At 72.9% G+C, this 18,516-nt stretch carries 16 protein-coding genes and 1 tRNA gene; 5 read left to right on the top strand and 12 right to left on the bottom strand.

Going from position 1 to position 18,516, the window contains the following annotated elements; genetic code table 11:
- Positions 1-108 precede the first annotated feature (108 nt).
- A complete protein-coding gene (locus ACQPYD_RS26630) occupies positions 109-504 on the bottom strand; it encodes a DUF3618 domain-containing protein (protein WP_267946265.1) in 396 nt (131 codons plus the stop codon).
- Complete coding sequence (locus ACQPYD_RS26635; protein WP_433698212.1) at positions 464-1,648, bottom strand: CDP-alcohol phosphatidyltransferase family protein; 1,185 nt, start codon at positions 1,646-1,648, stop codon at positions 464-466. Before ACQPYD_RS26635 ends, ACQPYD_RS26630 begins: the two co-directional genes overlap by 41 nt.
- 327 nt (positions 1,649-1,975) lie before the next feature.
- On the opposite strand from ACQPYD_RS26635, the gene bcp reads away from it, so the two are divergent.
- A complete protein-coding gene (bcp, locus tag ACQPYD_RS26640; protein ID WP_433698213.1) occupies positions 1,976-2,458 on the top strand; it encodes a thioredoxin-dependent thiol peroxidase in 483 nt (160 codons plus the stop codon).
- Between the two features lie 88 nt (positions 2,459-2,546).
- Positions 2,547-2,621 (top strand) — tRNA-Leu (locus tag ACQPYD_RS26645).
- A gap of 291 nt (positions 2,622-2,912) precedes the next feature.
- Here ACQPYD_RS26645 and ACQPYD_RS26650 read toward each other — a convergent pair.
- From ACQPYD_RS26650 to ACQPYD_RS26665, 4 genes are all read right to left on the bottom strand, one after another.
- Entirely contained in the window at positions 2,913-4,079 is a 1,167-nt protein-coding gene (locus ACQPYD_RS26650; protein ID WP_344178195.1) for a serine/threonine-protein kinase, read from the bottom strand.
- Between the two features lie 336 nt (positions 4,080-4,415).
- A complete protein-coding gene (locus tag ACQPYD_RS26655) occupies positions 4,416-5,762 on the bottom strand; it encodes a M16 family metallopeptidase (protein WP_433698214.1) in 1,347 nt (448 codons plus the stop codon).
- Between the two features lie 55 nt (positions 5,763-5,817).
- Positions 5,818-7,161, bottom strand: coding sequence for a M16 family metallopeptidase (locus ACQPYD_RS26660; RefSeq protein WP_433698215.1), 1,344 nt, complete (start codon positions 7,159-7,161; stop codon positions 5,818-5,820).
- A 170-nt stretch (positions 7,162-7,331) separates the two neighbouring features.
- Positions 7,332-8,015, bottom strand: a complete 684-nt coding sequence (locus tag ACQPYD_RS26665) for a hypothetical protein (protein WP_433698216.1) — start codon at positions 8,013-8,015, stop codon at positions 7,332-7,334.
- Positions 8,016-8,172: 157 nt separating this feature from the next.
- Between ACQPYD_RS26665 and sppA the strand changes: the two genes are divergently transcribed.
- Positions 8,173-9,915: a signal peptide peptidase SppA gene (sppA, locus tag ACQPYD_RS26670; RefSeq protein WP_433698217.1), complete on the top strand. Its 1,743-nt coding sequence runs from the start codon at positions 8,173-8,175 to the stop codon at positions 9,913-9,915.
- A gap of 20 nt (positions 9,916-9,935) precedes the next feature.
- Positions 9,936-10,394: a flavin reductase family protein gene (locus tag ACQPYD_RS26675; RefSeq protein WP_267950490.1), complete on the top strand. Its 459-nt coding sequence runs from the start codon at positions 9,936-9,938 to the stop codon at positions 10,392-10,394.
- A 48-nt stretch (positions 10,395-10,442) separates the two neighbouring features.
- Here the strand turns inward: ACQPYD_RS26675 and ACQPYD_RS26680 are convergent, their stop codons facing one another.
- The 5 genes from ACQPYD_RS26680 to ACQPYD_RS26700 all read right to left on the bottom strand — a co-directional run bounded on the left by ACQPYD_RS26680 (position 10,443) and on the right by ACQPYD_RS26700 (position 16,185).
- Positions 10,443-11,324, bottom strand: a complete 882-nt coding sequence (locus tag ACQPYD_RS26680; RefSeq protein WP_433698218.1) for a shikimate dehydrogenase — start codon at positions 11,322-11,324, stop codon at positions 10,443-10,445.
- Positions 11,321-13,210, bottom strand: a complete 1,890-nt coding sequence (locus tag ACQPYD_RS26685; protein WP_433698219.1) for a bifunctional sugar phosphate isomerase/epimerase/4-hydroxyphenylpyruvate dioxygenase family protein — start codon at positions 13,208-13,210, stop codon at positions 11,321-11,323. The genes ACQPYD_RS26680 and ACQPYD_RS26685 overlap by 4 nt, the downstream gene beginning before the upstream one ends.
- A 45-nt stretch (positions 13,211-13,255) precedes the next feature.
- Positions 13,256-14,251 carry a DctP family TRAP transporter solute-binding subunit gene (locus ACQPYD_RS26690; RefSeq protein WP_433698220.1) on the bottom strand — a complete coding sequence of 332 codons (996 nt, stop codon included), beginning with the start codon at positions 14,249-14,251 and terminating at the stop codon, positions 13,256-13,258.
- 102 nt (positions 14,252-14,353) lie between these two features.
- Complete coding sequence (locus ACQPYD_RS26695; RefSeq protein WP_433698221.1) at positions 14,354-15,628, bottom strand: TRAP transporter large permease; 1,275 nt, start codon at positions 15,626-15,628, stop codon at positions 14,354-14,356.
- Positions 15,625-16,185 (bottom strand): TRAP transporter small permease, encoded by a 561-nt coding sequence (locus ACQPYD_RS26700; protein WP_433698222.1) that lies wholly within the window; start codon positions 16,183-16,185, stop codon positions 15,625-15,627. The genes ACQPYD_RS26695 and ACQPYD_RS26700 overlap by 4 nt, the downstream gene beginning before the upstream one ends.
- 151 nt (positions 16,186-16,336) lie before the next feature.
- Between ACQPYD_RS26700 and ACQPYD_RS26705 the strand changes: the two genes are divergently transcribed.
- Positions 16,337-17,338 (top strand): LacI family DNA-binding transcriptional regulator, encoded by a 1,002-nt coding sequence (locus ACQPYD_RS26705; protein WP_433698223.1) that lies wholly within the window; start codon positions 16,337-16,339, stop codon positions 17,336-17,338.
- Positions 17,339-17,564: 226 nt separating this feature from the next.
- Here ACQPYD_RS26705 and ACQPYD_RS26710 read toward each other — a convergent pair whose 3' ends face one another.
- Positions 17,565-18,473, bottom strand: coding sequence for an ABC transporter substrate-binding protein (locus tag ACQPYD_RS26710; RefSeq protein ID WP_433698224.1), 909 nt, complete (start codon positions 18,471-18,473; stop codon positions 17,565-17,567).
- Positions 18,474-18,516 lie beyond the last annotated feature (43 nt).

Genomic DNA, 18,516 nt, shown 5'->3' on the forward strand with positions numbered 1-18,516 from the left:
GGGCCGGGCCGCCTGAACAGAGCCGCCTGAGAGGAGTCGCCTGAACACGGGAGCCCGTACGACGAGGGGCCCGTGCGCCGAGCGCACGGGCCCCTCCCACCGGTTCCGCTACCCGCGGCGGCGGACCGCCCAGGCCACCACTCCCACGGCGATCACCGCGCCCACGCCGACCGCGAGGATCAGCGCCTCCGGGGGCAGCCGGCGGCGCGACTGGTAGGTGGTCACGACCTCGTCGTCGCCCTTGATGACGATGCTGCCCTCCTCGGGGGCCACGAGGTGGCTCTCCACACGCACGGCGCCTCCGCCGACCACGAGGGCGCGTGCCTCGTCGACGATCCGTGCGCCGCGTTCGCGGGCCCTCCCGATCTGTCTACGGGCGATGTTGGCAGGCCGGGCCTGCTCACTCAGCTCGTCCAGGGTCTCCGCCAGCCGCCGCTGTTCGCGGGTGATCTCGGCCTGGATCTCAGCCGGGGTCTGGCGCGGTTCGGTGTCGCGTCCCGTCATGGGGCTCCGCCTCTCTCCACTGGCGCAGGGTCGTCTGAGAGCCCGAGTCCGAGTCCGAGCCGGAGTCCCGGCTCTCCTCCGCGCCGTCGGACGGACCGGAGAATCTCAGCGCGCCGTCGATTCCGTCGACCACGCGGAAGAAGTCCCGCGTGGACAACCACAGTTTATAGATGATGGCTATCTCGAAGGCGAGAAGCAAAACGCCCGCGGCGGCGGTGATCCAGCCGATCAGCGACGGTGAGCCGAGGACCGCGACGGCCAGGGGAGCCACCACGAACACCGCCAGCTGGAACTCGATACCGCCCACCAGGTGCGTCCTGATGCGCCTGGCGTTGAGCGCCGACCAGAAGCGCTGGTACCAGGGGAAGCGGGAGCGGAACTCCTGGTGGAGGTCCACCTTGGGCAGCGTCAGGTCCGGCTGCTTGCCCGCCGTGCGGTGGTTGCGCGCCTCCCGCTCGTTCTGGCTGTGCAGTATCTGCTCCAGCACGCCGATGCCGTGGCGGAGCACCGCCTGCTCGCCGCCGTCGCTCATCGTGCGTCCGCCGCCGCCGGTGGCCGACGCCGTGTCGTCGTCCTCGGGCTCCAGCATCGACAGGGTCGCACGGGCCCTCTCCAGTGCGGCCGCCAGGTGCGAGCGCATCTCCCTGCGCACCTTGTAGACCTGCAGGGCGTTGAGGTACCGGAGCATGTCCAGGAAGACGACGGCCAGGGCCAGCCACACGAACCACACCGGGTTGGAGTCGGGGACGACCTCCTCGGACACGACGTACTGCCCGCCCATGAGGGCGACCGCGCACACCAGCACCCGGAACCGGTCGGACACGTAGTCCATCCACGACCCGAACAGCGACTCCGAACCGGTGAGCCGCGCCAGCTTGCCGTCGACGCAGTCCACGAGGAAGCACAGGACGTACAGGACCGCGCCCAGGGCCAGGAACTGCCAGTAGCCCAGGGCGAAGCAGACCGCCGCGCCGAGCCCCAGGAAGAGCGCGACCACCGTCAGCTGGTTGGGCGTGATCGAGGTCCGGTTGGCGACCAGGCGGACGAGCCGGACCGCGACCGGGTCCACGAGGGAGACCGTCAGCCAGGAGTCGCGCTCCTTGAGCGTGCGCTCCCTGACCTCGTCGAGTGTGAATCCAGGCATCGTCGCCAATACTCCCCAACACGAAGCGGATGTGTTCCGGCCCGGAGGCCGTGCCGACCACCACCGGAGGGGCGTGGCGCCCGGGTGCGCGAAGGGCGTCACCAGCGGGTCGACCGAAAGCACGAGTGCGGTCAACAATAGGTGATCGAACCGCTGGTCACCCCCAAAGCGGATGAACCGAACCGGAATCGCAACCGAAGCCGGTAAACCCAGCCTGACACAGGTGAAGAAGCGCCGCTCCCCGGGGCACCCCGCGCGCTCGCTACGGTAGGAGCAGTGAGCGGGCGGGGCCCCACCGCCCCGCCGACGAGCAGATGGGAACACCACGTGAGCGACCCGATCCGCCTGGCGCCCGGCGACCAGGCCCCCGACTTCACCCTCGACGACGCCGACGGCAAGCCCGTCACCCTCAGCGAGGTGCTGGCCTCCACCGGGCAGCGCGTCGTCCTGTACTTCTACCCGGCGGCGATGACCCCCGGGTGCACCACCCAGGCCTGCGACTTCCGCGACAACCTCCGCGAGTTCGGCTCGGCGGGCCTCACCGTCCTGGGCGTCTCCCCCGACACGACCGACAAGCTGGCCGCGTTCCGGGAGAAGGAGGGCCTGACGTTCACCCTCCTCGGCGACCCCGGCAAGGAGACCCTGCGCGCCTACGGCGCCTTCGGTGAGAAGAAGAACTACGGCCGCACGGTCCAGGGCGTCATCCGCTCCACCGTCGTCGTCGGCACCGACGGCAAGGTGGAGAAGGCCTTCTACAACGTGAAGGCCACCGGGCACGTCGACCGCCTCAAGAAGGAACTCGGCGTCTGACCCGCCGGCCTCCGGCGGCCCGGCCGGGCCCGGCCCTGCGGGGCCTGGCGGCCGGGTCCGCCCGCGTCCCCGGTACAGTTGTCCCGACGGGGCCGTAGTCCAACCGGCAGGAGACGACAGCTTTAGGTGCTGTACAGTGCGGGTTCGAATCCCGCCGGCCCTACGAGGGGTATGCGCTGGTCGGTGGGCTCCGCCCACCCTCCGCGCGACCCGTGACACCTCGGGGGGACACCCCCCGCCCCGAACCGCGGTGGTATGCGCTGGTCGGTGGGCCCCGCCCACCCTCCGCGCGACCCGCGACACCTCGGGGAACGCCCGCCCCGGACCGCGGACGGCACGCGCCGGCCGACGGTCCCGGCCCGCCTCCTGCGCACCGCGGTCCCGCATGGCCGGCCCCGGCGCCGAACCCCGCCACGGGCACAGGACCGGCGGGGGCGCCGGGCCGCGACGGCCGCTAGCGGCCGAGCAGGGCCCAGAGCACGACGGCCAGCAGGAGCACCACGCCGAGGGCGACGCCGGCGAACACCGGCAGCATGCTCTTCTCCGCGTGCCGGCCCGAACTCGTCAGCCCCAGCGTGTCCGTGGACTCGCGGATCGACGTCATGATCGAGTTCATCGCCTCGGGGCTGTTGCGCAGCCGCTCGTTGATGGACTCCGCCAGGACGTGGGCGCCCGCCTTGAAGTGCTCGCGGGCCGACTCCCGGTCCTGTTCGTCCCCGCCGCCCTCACCGGGACGCGGCTCGGCCGGACGGGCCCCGGAGGCGGCCGTCTCCACGCTGGTCTCGGGGGCCCACGGGGCCAGGGCCGCGATCCGCAGCATCTTGGTGGCGTTCTCCGCGGTCAGCCGTTCGCCGGGCTCGACGCGGAGCAGGCCGGCGAGCACCGGCGCGAGCGGGCCCGCGTTCGCGGCCTCCGCGGGCTCGTCCAGCTGCTCCTGGCGCAGGATCTTGATGTAGCCCTTGCGGTCGTAGGGAGGGTGGCCCTCCACCGCCGCGTACAGGGTGGCGCCCAGGGACCACAGGTCCGACTCCGGCCCGACCGGTCCGGCCTTGGCCCTCTCCGGCGGGATGTAGGCGGGCGAGCCGATGATGCGGCCCGACGCGCTCAGCGCCGACTCGCCGTTCCAGGCGGCCAGCCCGAAGTCGGTCAGCACCACGCGCCCGGCCTGGCTGATCATCACGTTCTCGGGCTTGACGTCGCGGTGGACGATCCCCTCGGTGTGCGCGACCTTGAGGGCGTCGATCAGCTGGAGCCCGATCTCCGCCACCCGCTGGTAGGGCAGCGGGCCGCCCACCTGGATGAGCTCCTCCAGGGTGGAGGCCTCGACCAGCTCCATGACGATCCACGGCCGGTCGTCCTCGTCCACGACGTCCAGGACGGTGACCAGGCTCGGGTGGGTGAGGCGCCCGGCAACCCGGGCCTCACGCGTGGTGCGCTGGAGGAGGGACTCGCGCTCGGAGCGGCTCAGGTCGGCCGGGAGTCTGAGCTCCTTGACGGCGACCTCGCGGTCGATGACCAGGTCGACGGCGCGCCACACCGTGCCGACACCGCCCCTGGCGATCTCCGACACCAGCTGGTAGCGCCCTTTGAGCAGGCGCCCCTCAGGACCGGAGTCGCCCATACCGGCTACCTCCGGACCTTCGGAAGAGCGCGACGCCCGGGGCCGCTGCGTGTGAGGGTTGTCTAGGGAGGACACGGTTATCCACGGGTCCATTCACCGGCCATGGTGGCCTCCTGCGGAGCATTGCGGTCGCTGTCACCATGTAGGTGCACGGATCACTCGTTATACCAGCAGGACGCCGAGTCCACGCTGGTAGTTGCCATAACACTGGCACATAGGTTCGCTTTCGTTATGTCCGACGAAAACCTGCACATGCCATGACCTGCCTCTCCTTTACCCGTCCTTGCCCCGGCCGTGGGGCGGGCGTGCGGGCGCGACACGCCCGCACGCCCCGGGTCAGGACCAGAGGGACTCCGGGTCGCGGACCTCGACGGGGCCGATCCCGGTGTCGGTGAGCGGCTGCCGGAGGCGGTCCGCGTCGCCGACCACCACGACGACGGCCTCCTCCGGGTGCAGGTACTCGGCGGCGGCCGAGTCCAGGCTCTCCTTGGTCAGCCTCTCGTAGCCGGCCCGGTTGCGGTCCACGTGGTCGTCGGGCAGGTCGTGGACGACCATGTCGACCAGGGCCCCCGCGAGGGAGCGCGCCGTCGAGTAGCTGACGGGCAGGCCCACCGTGTTGGACTCGCGCACCGCGGTGAGCTCCTCCTCCGTGACGCCCGACTCGCGGAGCTCGGCGACCTGCTCCAGCGACGAGGTGACGGAGTGGGCGGTGGTGTCCGCCTCCACCTGGGTGGACATGAAGAACACGCCGCTGTCGCGTCGCAGGTCGAACCGGGACCCGGCGCCGTAGGTGTAGCCGAGGCGTTCGCGCAGCTCCATGTTGAGCCTGGACGTGAACATGCCGCCCAGCACCTCGCTGATGCCCTCGGCCCTGGGCAGGTCGACCTGCGAGCGGGACGGGGCGCGGTGCGCGATGACCAGGGCCGACTGGACGGAGCCGGGGCGGTCGACGATCAGGATGCGGGGCAGCTCGCCGGGCGGCGGGGCCGGGACGGAGGACTCGCGCTCCGGGACGGAGGCGGCGTCGCCGAACACCGTCTTGCCCAGCTCCTCCAGGTCGATCCCGTCGAGGTCGCCGACGACCACGAGGGTCCCGGCGACGGAGGCGATGGACTCGGCGTGGTAGGACGCCACGGTCTCCGGGGTGATGTCGGCCAGCCGGACCGGGCCTCCCCCGAGCGGGGTGGCGTAGCGGCCGGTGAACAGCTGGCCGCCGAGGCTGCGCATGGCCAGGGTCCCGGCCGTGGCGGCCTCCAGCCAGAACCGCTCCAGCAGCTGCTCGCGGCGGCGGACGATGTCGTCCGGGTTCAGGGCGGGGCGCCGGACCGCGTCCGCGAACAGGTGGACGGCCTCGTTGACGCGGTTGGCGGGGGCGTCCAGGCCGGTGATGAATCCGTCCCAGTTGACGCGGGACATCCACTCGGCGCCGTGGCGCTCCAGGGCGGGAGCCAGGGAGCTGTTGCCGTCGGGGCCGTCCTCCAGCACCTCGCTCGTGAGCACGTTGACGCCCATGGCGTCCAGCGGCTCCACGGCGCCCCCGTGCGGGTGCACGAGGCGGAGGGAGACCAGTCGCTGGCCGGGCACGTCGATGGCGACGACGGTGCCGCCCCCGACGGTGACCCGTTGGGGCTTCGGGAAGGAGTAGGACGCTACGGCACCGAGTGGCGGGCGGGTCTGCGGCATGCTCTGCGGCTCTTTCTGCGGCTTGCGGTGACAGGGCCAGGGGTGGCGGCGCGCCCTAGGAGGCGCCGGCGGCGTTCGCCTCGGCGTCCGCCTGGAGGGTCTCGGCCTCCGAGGTCTCCTCGGGGTCGAAGCGGACCACGAGCAGGTTGTCGTCGACCAGCAGGCGCTCGGCGGCGGCCCGCACCTCCTCCGCGGTGATGTCGTCCCAGCGCCGGGGCCAGGTGTAGGCGAGCTCCGGGTCGTCGAACAGCTGCGTGCAGCTGCTGATGCTGTCGGCCAGCCCGGCGGGGCTGGAGATGGACTGGAGGTGGTCGCGCTCCATGACGGCGCGGGCGCGCTCCAGCTCCTCCTCGGTCACGCCGGAGGCCAGCTTCGCGATCTCCTCGCGCACGGCCTCCTCCAGCACGTCGCCGCTCACGCCCTCGCGGGCGAGCATGTTCACCAGCAGGAGGCTGTCGGTGTAGCGGAAGGGCAGGATGTCGGCCGCGGCGCCGCCGTCGTCGGCGGCGATGGGTCGGTCCACCACCAGTGAGCGGTAGAGGCGGCTGCCCTGCCCCTGGCCGAGCACGGCCGAGGCCAGGTGCACGACGTCGAACTCCCGCTCGCCGTACGGGGGGACGCGGTACCCGATGAACACCCCGGCGGCGGGCACCGTCTCGGTGACGGCGTCGCGCACCGGACCGCCCAGGGGCGCTCCGAGGGAGGCGTCGGGCGCCTCGGGGACGAAGTCCCTGGCGGGGATCGACCCGAAGTACTTCTCGACGCGGGCCAGGACGTCCTCGGGGTCGAGGTCGCTGACCACGGTGAGCACGCAGTTGTCCGGCCCGTAGTGGGCCTTGTGGAACGACTTGACGTAGTCGAGGTCGGCGGCGTCCAGGTCGGCCATGGAGCCGATCGTCGGGTGGTGGTACGGGTGGCCCTCGGGGTACGCCAGGCGCAGGATGCGCTCCAGGGCGGTGCCGTAGGGCTGGTTGTCGTAGCGCTGGCGGCGCTCGTTCTTGACGACGTCGCGCTGGTTGTCCAGGACCTCCTGGGTCATGCCGTCGCGCAGCGTCTCCAGGCGGTCCGCCTCCAGCCACAGCACCCGGTCCAGGGCGTGCTCGGGGACCGTCTCGTAGTAGTTCGTGCGGTCGCTCGACGTGGAGGCGTTGATGTCGCCGCCGAGCCGCTCGATCTCCTCGAAGTGCTCGCCCTTGGACACGTTGCCGCTGCCCTGGAACATGAGGTGCTCGAAGAGGTGCGCGAAACCGGTGCGCCCGGGGACCTCGTGCCGGGAACCCACGCCGTACCACAGGTTGACCGCGGTGACCTGGCCGGTGGAGGCCGCCGCCGTCACCAGGCGCAATCCGTTGTCGAGCGTGTACTGACCAACCCGTCCCGCCGCTCCGATGGTGGTCACCAGTGCTGCACCCCGCTTCGCGCTGTCGCCTGAACTGCCGTCGTCCGCGCGGCCGTGCGCCGCCCCGGACGTCCTCTGCCGTGACGAGTACGACCCTATGGCCTAACGGGACCCGGGGGACACTGGAACGGCGCAACCGGTGGCCGAATCCGGGACGGATGCGACAGGTGTCAGCTCCGGTACTCGGTGGTGTCCATGGAGGCGGCCATCTGGTCGTAGACGGCGGAGTGCTGGGAATCGGCGGACCAGACGTACAGGAGGACGTCGCTCGTCGGCAGGAACCACATGCGCACCTCGAAGGTGTCGTCGTTGGCGCAGGTGACGTCCCAGACGGAGTGGTGCGACTTGAGGGTGTCGGCGTGTTCGGTGAAGTCGGAGACCCGGAGCTCGGCGTCCTTGATCCCGATGTCGCCGGAGGCCGCGGTGTTGAGGCTGCGGCAGCGGTCGGTGTTGTCCGCCCAGCCGTCCGCCTTGCTGTGGGCCCCGCCCCTGGAGGGCCACTCCTGCGGGTGGTTCTCCGCCGCGTGCGCGGTCAGCTGGACCGACCCGTAGGCGCAGGCGGCCTGGCCGGGAGGGCTCGCGCACAGCGTGCCGCCCTGGTTCTGGACGTCCCAGCCGTCGGGGACGTCGATGGTGATGCCCTCGACCGTCTGGGAGGTGAAGCCCTCCGGGCCGGGCGGGTCGACCGCCGGGACCATGCCGCTCTCGCCGCGCTCCAGCTCGATCGCGGTGCCGCCCTCCTCCGCGCCGCCCGAGCAGGCGGCCAGTAGCAGCAGTGCGGTGGCCGCTACGGCCGTTCCCGCCCCGGCGCGCACGCCTCGCGCCCGATGCCGTCGCCCGTGGATGCCCGCCATGCGTCGTCCCTCTCCCGCGTCCCGTGGTCAGAACCCAGTCGACCATAGCGCCCCCGGCACACGGTGCGAACCCGAGGATCCCGGCACGTTCGCGACAACCGCGGCGCTGCCGGGACGGGCGAGGGAGGCGCTGGACGGCGGCCACTACGCTGGGGCCATGGTGGACCTCGCGAAGATCACAGAACCCTTGTCCCTCGCCCGGTTCGGGCCGCGCCCCCGGGGGCCGCTGGTCCTGGAGCTGGACCTGACGGAAGGGGTGGCCGACGAGGCCCCCGGGGACCCGATCAGCCAGATCGTGAACCGGCGCCGGCAGCACTACCTGGACATCGTCGAGGGCATCCGCCGCGGTGCGCGCGACCCGGGGGTGGCCGCGCTCCTGGTCCGCGTGGACGCCAGGTCGCTGGGGTTCGCGAAGGTCCAGGAGCTGCGCGACTGCGTCGCCGACTTCCGCGCCGCGGGCAAGACCGCCGTGGCCTGGGCCGACTCCTTCGGTGAGACGGGCGAGGGCAACCTCCCGTACTACCTCTCCTGCGCGTTCTCCCGCGTGGTCATGGCCCCCACGGGGGTGCTCGGGCTGACCGGCCTGATGATGCGCGTGACGTTCCTCAAGGGCGCCCTGGACAAACTGGGCGTGTCCTACGAGGTCGGCAGGCGCCACGAGTACAAGAACGCGCTGAACAGCGTCACCGAGACCGGCTTCACGGAGGCCCAGAGGGAGGCGTCCGGCCGCATCGTCTCGTCGCTGGGCGACCAGCTGGTGGAGGCGGTGTCCGAGGCGCGCGGCCTGCCCGAGGAGAAGGTGCGCGAGCTGGTCTCGCGCGGTCCGTTCATGCCCCAGGAGGCCCTGGACGCCGGCCTGGTCGACGGCCTGGCCTACCGGGACGAGGTGTACGCCGACCTCCTCGGCGAGGTCCGGTCGGAGGCGGACGGGGCCGGGGACGGCTCCGCCCCGGAGCCCTCGCTCCAGTTCGTCACCCGCTACCACCGCAAGCACACCCCGGCGCCCCGCCCCCGCGCGGCGGGCGGACCGGGGTACATCGCGCTGATCTCCGCGACCGGGGCCATCAGCCTGGGGCGGACCCGGCGGTCCCCGCTGGGCGGCGGCACCGTCATGGGTTCGGACACCGTGACGGCGGCGTTCCGGGCCGCCCGCAAGGACCCGCAGGTCAAGGCGGTCGTGTTCCGGGTGGACAGCCAGGGAGGGTCGCCGACCGCCTCCGACGCGATCCGCCGCGAGTCCGAGCTGACCAGCCGGGCCGGCATCCCGGTGGTGTCGGCGATGGGCGACATCGCCGGTTCGGGCGGCTACTACGTGACCCTGGGCTCCGACGCGGTCGTCGCGCAGCCCGGCACCCTCACCGGGTCCATCGGCGTGATCACCGGCAAGCCGGTCCTGGGCGGGCTGCTGGAGCGGTACGGCGTGACCAGCGACTCCGTGAGCACCGGGGAGCACGCGGGCATGTTCGACACCCGCAAGCCGTTCACCGAGTCCGAGTGGGAGCGGGTGAACGCGCTCCTCGACGAGATCTACGAGGACTTCACCGGCAAGGTCGCCGAGGCGCGCAAGATGACCCGCGAGCAGGTCCACGAGGTCGCCCGGGGACGGGTGTGGACCGGTCGCGACGCCAAGGAGCGGGGCCTGGTGGACGAGCTGGGCGGCCTGGAGACGGCCGTGCGCCTGGCCCGGGAGAAGGCGGGCGCCGGCCCCCTGCCCCTGCGCGCCTTCCCGCGCGCGCACCCACTGGACCGGATCCGCCAGCACGAGTCCAGCGAGGACATGGCGGCCTCGCAGCCGCAGACGGTGCTCGGCGCCTGGGGCCCGCTCCAGCACGCGGCCGTGGCGATGGGGCTGCCCGCGGCCGGTCCGCTGACGATGCCCGACGTCTGGGACATCCGTTGACCGGTCCGTACCTGGACGCCATGGCGCTGCTGCCCGCCGGGGTCACCGTGGTGACCGTCGCCGACGGCCGGGACGACGTGGGCGCGACCGTCACCGCGTTCGGCTCGGTGTCGGCCGACCCGCCGATCGTGTGGGTGGGCGTGGGCGCGGAGGGCTACATGGCCGAGGTCATCGGGGCCGCCGGCGCGTTCGCCGTGAACGTGCTCGGCGCCGGACAGCGGGTGGTGGCGGGCCGCTTCTCGGCCGAGGGGCGCCCCAGCGCCAGACTCCTGGTGACGGACCAGCCCCACCACCGGGGCGGGCACACGCGCGCCATCGTGCTGGACGACGCGCTGGCCGCCCTGGAGTGCACGGTGCGACAGCGCCTGGAGGTCGGCGACCACGTGGTGTACCTCGCCGACGTGGTGGGCCTGGCCGGTGTGCGGGGCGAGGGCCCGGCCCTGGTGCGCCGCTCCGGCCGCTACCACGCCCTGGACTGACCGCGGGGGCCGTGCCGGGACCGGAGCCCTCCGGTCCCGGCACGGCGCTCACTCGCGGGCGATGAGCTCCCGGAAGTGGGCGTGCAGGTGCTCCGGCGAGGGTTCCAGCCCCGTGATCAGGCCGAACGCGTCACTGGCCTGGAAGACGGCCATGCCTCCGCCGCTCAGGGTCCGGCAGCCGCGCGCCCGCGCCGCGCGCAGCAGCTCGGTGCGGACGGGCCGGTAGACCACGTCGGCGACCCACAGGGACGGGCGCAGCAGAGAGGGGTCCAGGGGGATCCCGGGGTGGTGCGCCATGCCCGTGGGCGTCGCGTGCACCAGGCCGTCGGCCCCGGCCAGGGCTGCTCCGAGCCCGTCCGTCCCCGCGGGACGGCAGACCGCCCCGGGGAACCGCTCCGCCAGACGGGCGGCGAGGGCCTCGGCGCTCGTCCCGTCGACGTCGACCACGGCCAGCTCCCGCACACCGGACACCAGCAGGGCGTAGGCCACGGCCGCTCCCGCGCCGCCCGCCCCCAGCACCACGACCCGGTCCCCGGGCGCGTCCGGCAGCTCCTGCCGGAGCGACCGCGCGAACCCGGACCAGTCGGTGTTGTGCCCCACCGCTCCCCCGGCCCCGAACACGACGGTGTTGACGGCCCCCAGGGCTTCCGCCTCCGGGGAGAGCCCGTCGAGCGCCGGCAGCACGAGCCGCTTGCACGGGTGGGTGATGTTCAGCCCGTCGAAGCCGAGCCTGGACGCCGCCTCCACCAGGTAGCCGACCGACCCCGGCTCCATGCCGAGCCGGTCGATGTCGATCGTCCGGTAGACGAGGCGGCGTCCCAGCCTCGCGGCCTCCCTCTCGTGCATGGGGGGCGTGAGCGACGGGCCGATCCCCGCGCCGATGAGCCCCGCGAGGAAGGACCGCCCCGGGGCGCCGTACGCGCCGCTCACCGGGAGCGCTCCGCCCGCTGCGCGGCCATGCGCACGGTGCCGTTGGCGGCCCCGTACCCCTGGTAGCCGCCGACGCGCTGGACCACCTCGAAGAACAGCCGCCCGTCCACGGTCGGCGTGTAGAAGTGCAGGAACTCGCCCTCCTCCGACCGGTCGTGGAGGATGCCGCCCTCGCGCATGCGCTCCCTGGTGTCGGGGCGCAGGTCGGTCCGGGAGGCGAGGTCGTCGTAGTAGTTGTCCGGGATGGCCAGGGGCGCGACCCCCGCCTCGCGCAGGGAGCGCGCGGCGGCGAAGACGTCGTCGCAGCCCAGCGCGACGTGCTGGGCGCCTCCGCCCGTGTCCGCGTGCTCGCCGCCCAGGACGGACACGTGCAGGGCGACGCGCAGGGCGGACGCCGGGTCGGTGAGGGCCCGGCTGCGCACGAGTCCGTCGGGGGCGGCCATCTCCACGCTCGTGTCCGGGCGCAGGCCGAGCAGTGAGCGGTAGAACAGGGACGCCTCGTCGAAGTGGTCGAAGGGCTGGAGGAGCCCGACGTGGTCGATGCCGGTCAGCCGTGCCCCGCCCCCCTCCCGGTGGCCGCCGACGGGCGGGGCCGAGAAGTCCTCCAGCCACGGCTCGCCGCCGCCCGGACCGTCCGCACAGAAGAAGACCGCGGTCCCGTCGGGCGCGGCGACCGCGCTGAGCGCGGACTCCGCCGGGTCGCGGCGGCGCGGCAGGGAAGGCGCCAGGAGCCGCTCCGCGCGGCGCATCGCGTCGGCGGGGTCGGGGACGGAGATCCCCAGGGCGGTCACGGAGGCGTCGCCGCTCCAGGTGTGCCCGAGCCGGGGGTCGCTGGAGTTGAGCAGGACGCGCGCGTCGCCGTTGCTCCACAGCTGCACCGGTTTGGAGCGGTGGTCCCGGGTGTGGGCGAAGCCGAGCGCGCCGAGCAGCACGCGCACGCGCTCCGCCGACGACGGCTCGGCCGCCACCTCCACGAACGCGAACCCGGACGGGCGGACCGGTTCGGGCAGCCGGCGCAGCCGCACGGCCCCGCGCGCGCCCTCCCCCTCCGCCGCGGCGGGCTCCTCCCCCGCGGACCGGCTCAGCCCGTCCTCCAGCAGCGCCAGGGACCGCAGGGCGTCCGCGGCCGTGCGCCGCGCGTCCGAGGCCCTGAACACGTCGTTGAAGACCTCCAGGGACAGCGGGCCCGTGTAGCCCGCGGCCAGGACGTGGCCGGTGAAGGCCGTGAGGTCGAACCCCCCTTGGCCGGGGAAGCAGCGGTAGTGGCGGCTCCACTGCAGCACGTCCATGGCCATGCGCGGCGCGTCCGCGAGCTGGAGGAAGAAGATCTTCTCCCCCGGGATGCCGCGGATCCCGGACGGGTCGCCGTCACGGGAGAGGATGTGGAAGCTGTCCAGGCAGACGCCGAGGGACGGGTGGTCCGCCTCCCGGACGAGGCGCCAGGCGTGTTCGTAGTCGTCGACCCGGGTTCCCCAGGCCAGTGCCTCGTAGGCCACGCGCACCCCGTACTCCGACGCCGTCTCGGCGAGCAGGCGCAGCTGGGCCGCGGCCCGGGCGTCGTCGTCCAGGGCCGCCGCAGTGGCGTTGGAGCACACGAGCACCGTGTCCGCGCCGAGTTCGACCATGAGGGCGAACTTGTCCCGGGCACGGCGCAGGTTGCGCCGGAACCGGTCGTCGTCCACCCCCTCGATGTCGCGCAGCGGCTGGTAGAGGTCGATGCCCAGGCCGAGCGAGGCGGCGAGCGCCCGTATCCGCCGGGGCCTCATCGGCGACGCTATGAGGTCGTTCTCGAAGATCTCGACGCCGTCGAAACCTGCCTCGGCCGCCGCCCGGAGCTTCTCCTCCAGCGTGCCGCTCAACGACACCGTGGCGATGGAACGCCGCATGTCCGTCTCCCCTGTCCTTCCGTGTTCCGTCCGGTCCGCGGCCGTCTACGACCCGGAGTGCAAGGACTCGTACAGGGCCCGCTGCCCCTCGTCGAGGTGCTCCGCGAAGTAGTCCCTGGACCTGGTGCGGAACGCGTCCACGTCGACGTCGTCCACGACCTCCATGGCGCCGTCGGCGGCCCACCGGTCGAGGATCTCGGCCTCCGACTCCTCGATGCAGGCGCGGTTCTCCTCCCTGACCGTGCTGACCGCCTCCTGGAGCGCCTCCTGCTGGCGTCGGTCCATGAGTTCCCAGCTCTGGCCGGAGACCACGATGAGCTGCGATCCGATCTGGTGGCTCGTGAGGCTGATGTGGCTCTGGACCTCGTCGAAGCTGTCGGCGGAGATCGTGGGGATCGGGTTCTCCTGGCCGTCGGCGGTCCCCTGCTGGAGGGCGAGGTAGACCTCCTCGAAGGCGACGGTGGTGGGGGTGGCGCCCATCGCCTCGGCGTTGGCCAGGTAGATCGGGGAGTCGGGGAACCGCATGCGCAGGCCGCTGAGGTCGCCGGGGGTGCGGATCGGCCGGTTCGCGGTGAAGTGCCGGTCGCCGAAGTACCAGACGTCGAGGATCCTGACGCCGGTCGCGGCCTCGAAGTCCGCCTTCAGCTGCTCGGACTCCTCGGAGTCGAAGTAGTCGAACATCTGGTCGGCGTCGTCGAACGCGTAGGCCGCGTCGAGCACCCCGATCGGCTCGTACGCCGAGCCGAGTGCCGCGGAGCCCTGGACGTCCATGTCGATGTCGCCCGACATCACCGAGGTGAAGGTCTCGGTGTTGTTGCCGAGCTGGCTGTTGGGGAAGGTCTCGACCGTCACTCCGACGCCGGCGTCCGCGACGCGCTCGGCGACCAGGTCGAGACCGCACCGGGTGTGGGGGTGTTCCGCGGTGTAGCTGTTGGCGAAGGAGAGGGTGATCTCGCCGTCGGCGGCCCCGTCGGCGCCGCAGCCCGCGAGGGCGAGGACGGCGACGGGGACCAGGGCGGTCCAGCGGTGGGGGGTGCGCATGCGGTGCTCCCTGGGGGGTCGTGCCGCCGTACGGCGGCGGTGGCGGCGGTGTGTCGGGGCCGGGGCGCGGAGCCGCGGAGGGGCGCCCCGGGGCGGCGCGGCTCAGAGTCCGAGGTACCGGGGCAGGAAGAGCACGAGGTCCGGCACGAAGGTGAGCAGGGCCAGGATGAGCAGCAGGGGCACGAGGAAGGGCGCCGTGCCGCGGAACACCTCGTGCATGGGGCTGCGGGTGGCCGAGCCGAGCACGAAGAGGACGCCTCCGATCGGCGGCGTGAGCAGCCCGATCATGAGGTTGACGATGACGATGATCCCGAAGTGCACGGGGTCGACCCCGAACTGCGCCGCGATGGGCAGCAGGACGGGCACGGTGATCATCAGGGCGGCGACGGGCTCCAGGACCGTGCCGAGGAGGATGAGCACGAGGTTCACCAGCAGCAGGAACACGATCGGGCTGTCGGTGAGCCCCAGCAGGAACGACGCGATGTCCTGCGGCACGCGTTCGCGGGCCAGGATCCAGCCGAGCAGGCCGGACGCGGCCAGGACGATCGCGATCGACGCGGTGGTCGTCGCGGTCTCCACGAGGATCCGCCACAGGGTGCGCGGGTCGAGCCGGCGGTAGAGGAGGCCGAGCGCGAGCACGTAGGCGGCTCCGACCGCCGCGGCCTCGGTGGGGGTGAAGAGCCCGCTCAGGATGCCGCCGAGCAGGATGAGGGGCGCGCCCAGCGGGCCGAGGACGCGTACGACCGCGGCGCGGACCTCTCCGGCGGTCGCCCGCTCGCCGGCCAGGTGCGGCTGCTTGCGCGCCCACAGGTGGACGGCGAGGGCGAGTCCGGCGGCCACGAGGAACGCCGGGACCACCGCCGCGGCGAACAGGGCCGCGGTGGAGACCGCGGCGACGGAGGCGTAGACGATCGCGGGGATGCTGGGCGGCATGATCGGGCTGATCAGGCTGGAGGCGGCGGTGAGCCCCAGGGCGAAGCGCTTGGGGTAGCCGCGGTCGGTCATCGCCGGGACGAGCATCTTGCCCATGCCCGCGACGTCGGCCAGGGCGGTGCCGCTCACCCACGAGAAGCCGACGCTGACACCGATGTTGACGTAGCCCAGGCTTCCCCGGAGGCGCCCCAGCAGGACCTGGGCGAAGCCGAAGATGCGGTCCGCGATACCGGTGTGGTTGGCGGCGACGCCCACCAGGATGAACAGGGGGATGGCCAGCAACGGGAAGCTGTTGATCTCCTGCGTCGCGGTGCGCAGGCTCAGGCCGGTGGACTGGTCGGTCAGGAGCATGTACGCCAGGGACGGCCCGAGGATGGCGAAGGCGATCGGTACGCGCAGGGCCAGCAGGACGACGATTCCCAGGAGGACGAGGCCGGCGCTCATCGGGTGGGCTCCTCGTGGTCGGTCGGTGCGGGGGGAGGGGTGCCGGGCGCGGGCGGTCCCGGGACGAGGACCGCGTTGGCCAGGGCGCGCAGCACGGCCACGGAGAGCCCGGCCATCGGGATCACGTAGGTCCAGGCCATCGGGATGCCCATCACCGGCGTGGTCTGCGGTCCGCCCGCGAACACGAGGTCGGCCGCGGCCGCGACGAGCAGGCCGCACGTCGCCGCGACGACGAGGTTGGCGAAGACCCACACGGCGCGCATCGCCCGGCCCCGGGCGACGAAGTCGACGAGCTTGAGGGTGATGTGCTCGTCGCGGCCGACGAGGTGCCCGACGAGGGAGAAGGCGAGCCAGACCAGGCCGAACCGGGCGAGCTCCCCCACCCAGACCCAGCTCTCACCGGGGACGTAGCGCTGGCCGGCCTGGACGAGCATCAGGACGAGGATCATGGCCAGGAGCAGCGCGCCGAGGACGAGTTCCGCGGTCTCCAGCCATCGGACGGGTGCCGGGCGCGAGCCCGAGGGCCCGTCTCCGGACGTACTGGGGGGATTGGTCATCCCGGGCTCCACTCGACAAACGGGGGGTTGCATACGCCCTGTTCAGAGACGTGCTCCTGGAGGCCGTATGTCGTGGTTGTGAACTCTAGGTTTCGGTCGTCGCGCATGGCAAGCGATTGCCAAAAGTTGCCGTCCGGCGTAGAAAGTCCCCATGAGCCCGGTCAGGAGAAGCACGGTCTACGACGTGGCGCGGGAGGCGGGCGTGGCCGCGTCCACGGTGTCCCGCGCCTTCAGCGACCCGCGGCGGGTCAACGCGGTCACCCGCGAACACGTCCTCAACGTCGCCGAGCGCCTGGGCTACCGGCCCAACCCGCTGGCGAGCGCCCTCCAGTCCGGCCGCACGGCCACGATCGCGCTCCTGGTCCCCGACATCGCCAACCCGCACTTCTTCGGCACGATACGGGGCGCCGAGGGCCGGGCCAGCGCCTCGGGGATCACCTTCATCCTGGGCTACACCCAGGAGTCCGCGGACAACGAGCGCGAGCAGATCCTGCGGCTGGACCGCTCGGTGGACGGCTTCGTCCTCGCCTCCAGCCGGATGAGCGACGCGACCACCGTCGAACTGGCCCGGGAGCACAACATGGCCCTGGTCAACCGCCAGGTCGAGGGGCTGCCCAGCGCGATCGTCGACAACGGCGGCGGCAGCCGGCAGATCATCGACCACCTGGCCTCCCTCGGACACCGGTCGGTGGTGTACCTGAGCGGGCCCGAGCAGTCGTGGCAGGCGAAGGAGCGGTGGAGGGGGCTGAGCGCGGCGGCGGGGCGGTGCGGCATGGCGGCGACACGCCTGGGCCCCTTCTCGCCCCGCGTGGCGGGCGGCGCCGCGGCGGCGGACGCCGCGCTGGTGTCGGGGGCGACGGCGTTCGTCGCCCACAACGACCTGCTGGCGATCGGCATGCTGCGCCGTCTGGCGGAGCGCGGGATCCGCGTGCCGCGGGACCGCAGCGTCGTGGGGTACGACGACATCTTCGGCGCGGACTTCTGCGTGCCGGCGCTGACCACGCTCGCGGGCCCCCACGAGGAGGCCGGGCGCGCGGGTGTGGAGCTGCTGCTGAACCGGGTCTCGCGGGCCGCCGCCGGCGAGGCCCCGCGGCAGGTGGTCCTCCCGGCGCACCTGGTGGTCCGCGACTCGACCGGCCCGGCGCCGGACTGACCTCCCGCCGCCCCGGAGGGCCGGCGCCGCCCGGGCGGCGGGGCGGACCCCCGCGCGTGCCCCGTCACCCCCGGGACCGGTGCGAGGGCGCCGGGCCCGGCGCCCTCGCACCGGTCCCGACGCCCTCCGTCACGCCCGCGGGCCGGCCGGGAGCACGGCGGGTGCGGCGCGCGTGGCCCCGCCCCCGACGGTCCCGTCCTCGCGGCCGGTCCCGGCGCCCGCCGCGTTAGGCGAGCCCCTCCTCCTCCAGCCACTCCTGGGCGACGTCGGCGGCGTTCTCGTTCTGGACGACGACGCGCTCGTTGAGCGCGGTCAGGGCCTCCGTGGTGAGCGCCGCCGAGACCGCGTTCAGGGCGCCTCTGGCGGTCTCGTCGACCTGTTCGCCGTTGATCAGCGGGGTGATGTTCTGGGCGCCGAACAGGTTCTCCGGGTCCTCCAGGACCACGAGGTCCTCCACCGCGATCTGCGGGTCGGTGGTGAACAGGTTCGCGGCCTGGATGTCGTCGTCCAGGAGGGCCTGGGTCAGCAGGGCCACCTCCAGGGAGCGGAACTCGCCGAACTCGATGCCGTAGACGTCGGCCAGGCCCACCACGCCCTGCTGGCGGGTCTCGAACTCCGGCGGCCCCCCGAGGGTCAGCTCGCCGGCGACGCCGGCCAGGTCGGCGAGGGTGCTCAGGTCGTGCTCCTCGGCGGTCTCGGCGGTGACCGTCACCGAGTCCTTGTTCTCCGCACTGGAGGAGTCCAGGATCTCCAGGCCCTCGGGGAGCGCCTCGGTGATGAGCGCGTTGGTCTCCTCGCTGTTCCCGCTGGGCGCCTCGTCGTCGAGGTAGGCCAGGGTGGCGCCGTTGTACTCCGGGAACACCGACAGGTTCCCGGACTCGATCTGGGAGTAGTACACCTCGCGGCTGCCGATGTTGAGCTGGTAGGTGACGTCCACCCCCTCGGCCTCCATGGCCCGGCCGTAGATCTCGGCGAGCAGGGTGCTCTCGGGGAAGTCGGCGGAGCCGATGACGACGGAGCCGGATTCGGCGCCGCCTCCTCCCTCCCCGTCCTCCGCGTAGGGGTCGCTGCCGCCGCAGGCGGTCATGAGCACCGCTGCGAGTGGGAGCCCGACGAGGGCGAGCCTCTTGTCCATGTCCGAACCTTCTCTTCTCTCAGTACTGCGTCAGCATGCGGCG

The sequence above is a fragment of the Nocardiopsis sp. CA-288880 genome (assembly GCF_050955985.1).
Lineage (GTDB): Bacteria > Actinomycetota > Actinomycetes > Streptosporangiales > Streptosporangiaceae > Nocardiopsis > Nocardiopsis tropica.

Bases quoted from the DNA above. Each gene is read 5' to 3' on its own strand.
- ACQPYD_RS26630 (WP_267946265.1), bottom strand. From the start codon at position 504: ATGACGGGACGCGACACCGAACCGCGCCAGACCCCGGCTGAGATCCAG.
- ACQPYD_RS26635 (WP_433698212.1), bottom strand. From the start codon at position 1,648: ATGCCTGGATTCACACTCGACGAGGTCAGGGAGCGCACGCTCAAGGAG.
- ACQPYD_RS26650 (WP_344178195.1), bottom strand. From the start codon at position 4,079: ATGGGCGACTCCGGTCCTGAGGGGCGCCTGCTCAAAGGGCGCTACCAG.
- ACQPYD_RS26655 (WP_433698214.1), bottom strand. From the start codon at position 5,762: ATGCCGCAGACCCGCCCGCCACTCGGTGCCGTAGCGTCCTACTCCTTC.
- ACQPYD_RS26665 (WP_433698216.1), bottom strand. From the start codon at position 8,015: ATGGCGGGCATCCACGGGCGACGGCATCGGGCGCGAGGCGTGCGCGCC.
- sppA (WP_433698217.1), top strand. From the start codon at position 8,173: ATGGTGGACCTCGCGAAGATCACAGAACCCTTGTCCCTCGCCCGGTTC.
- ACQPYD_RS26675 (WP_267950490.1), top strand. From the start codon at position 9,936: ATGGCGCTGCTGCCCGCCGGGGTCACCGTGGTGACCGTCGCCGACGGC.
- ACQPYD_RS26685 (WP_433698219.1), bottom strand. From the start codon at position 13,210: ATGCGGCGTTCCATCGCCACGGTGTCGTTGAGCGGCACGCTGGAGGAG.
- ACQPYD_RS26690 (WP_433698220.1), bottom strand. From the start codon at position 14,251: ATGCGCACCCCCCACCGCTGGACCGCCCTGGTCCCCGTCGCCGTCCTC.
- ACQPYD_RS26695 (WP_433698221.1), bottom strand. From the start codon at position 15,628: ATGAGCGCCGGCCTCGTCCTCCTGGGAATCGTCGTCCTGCTGGCCCTG.
- ACQPYD_RS26700 (WP_433698222.1), bottom strand. From the start codon at position 16,185: ATGACCAATCCCCCCAGTACGTCCGGAGACGGGCCCTCGGGCTCGCGC.
- ACQPYD_RS26705 (WP_433698223.1), top strand. From the start codon at position 16,337: ATGAGCCCGGTCAGGAGAAGCACGGTCTACGACGTGGCGCGGGAGGCG.
- ACQPYD_RS26710 (WP_433698224.1), bottom strand. From the start codon at position 18,473: ATGGACAAGAGGCTCGCCCTCGTCGGGCTCCCACTCGCAGCGGTGCTC.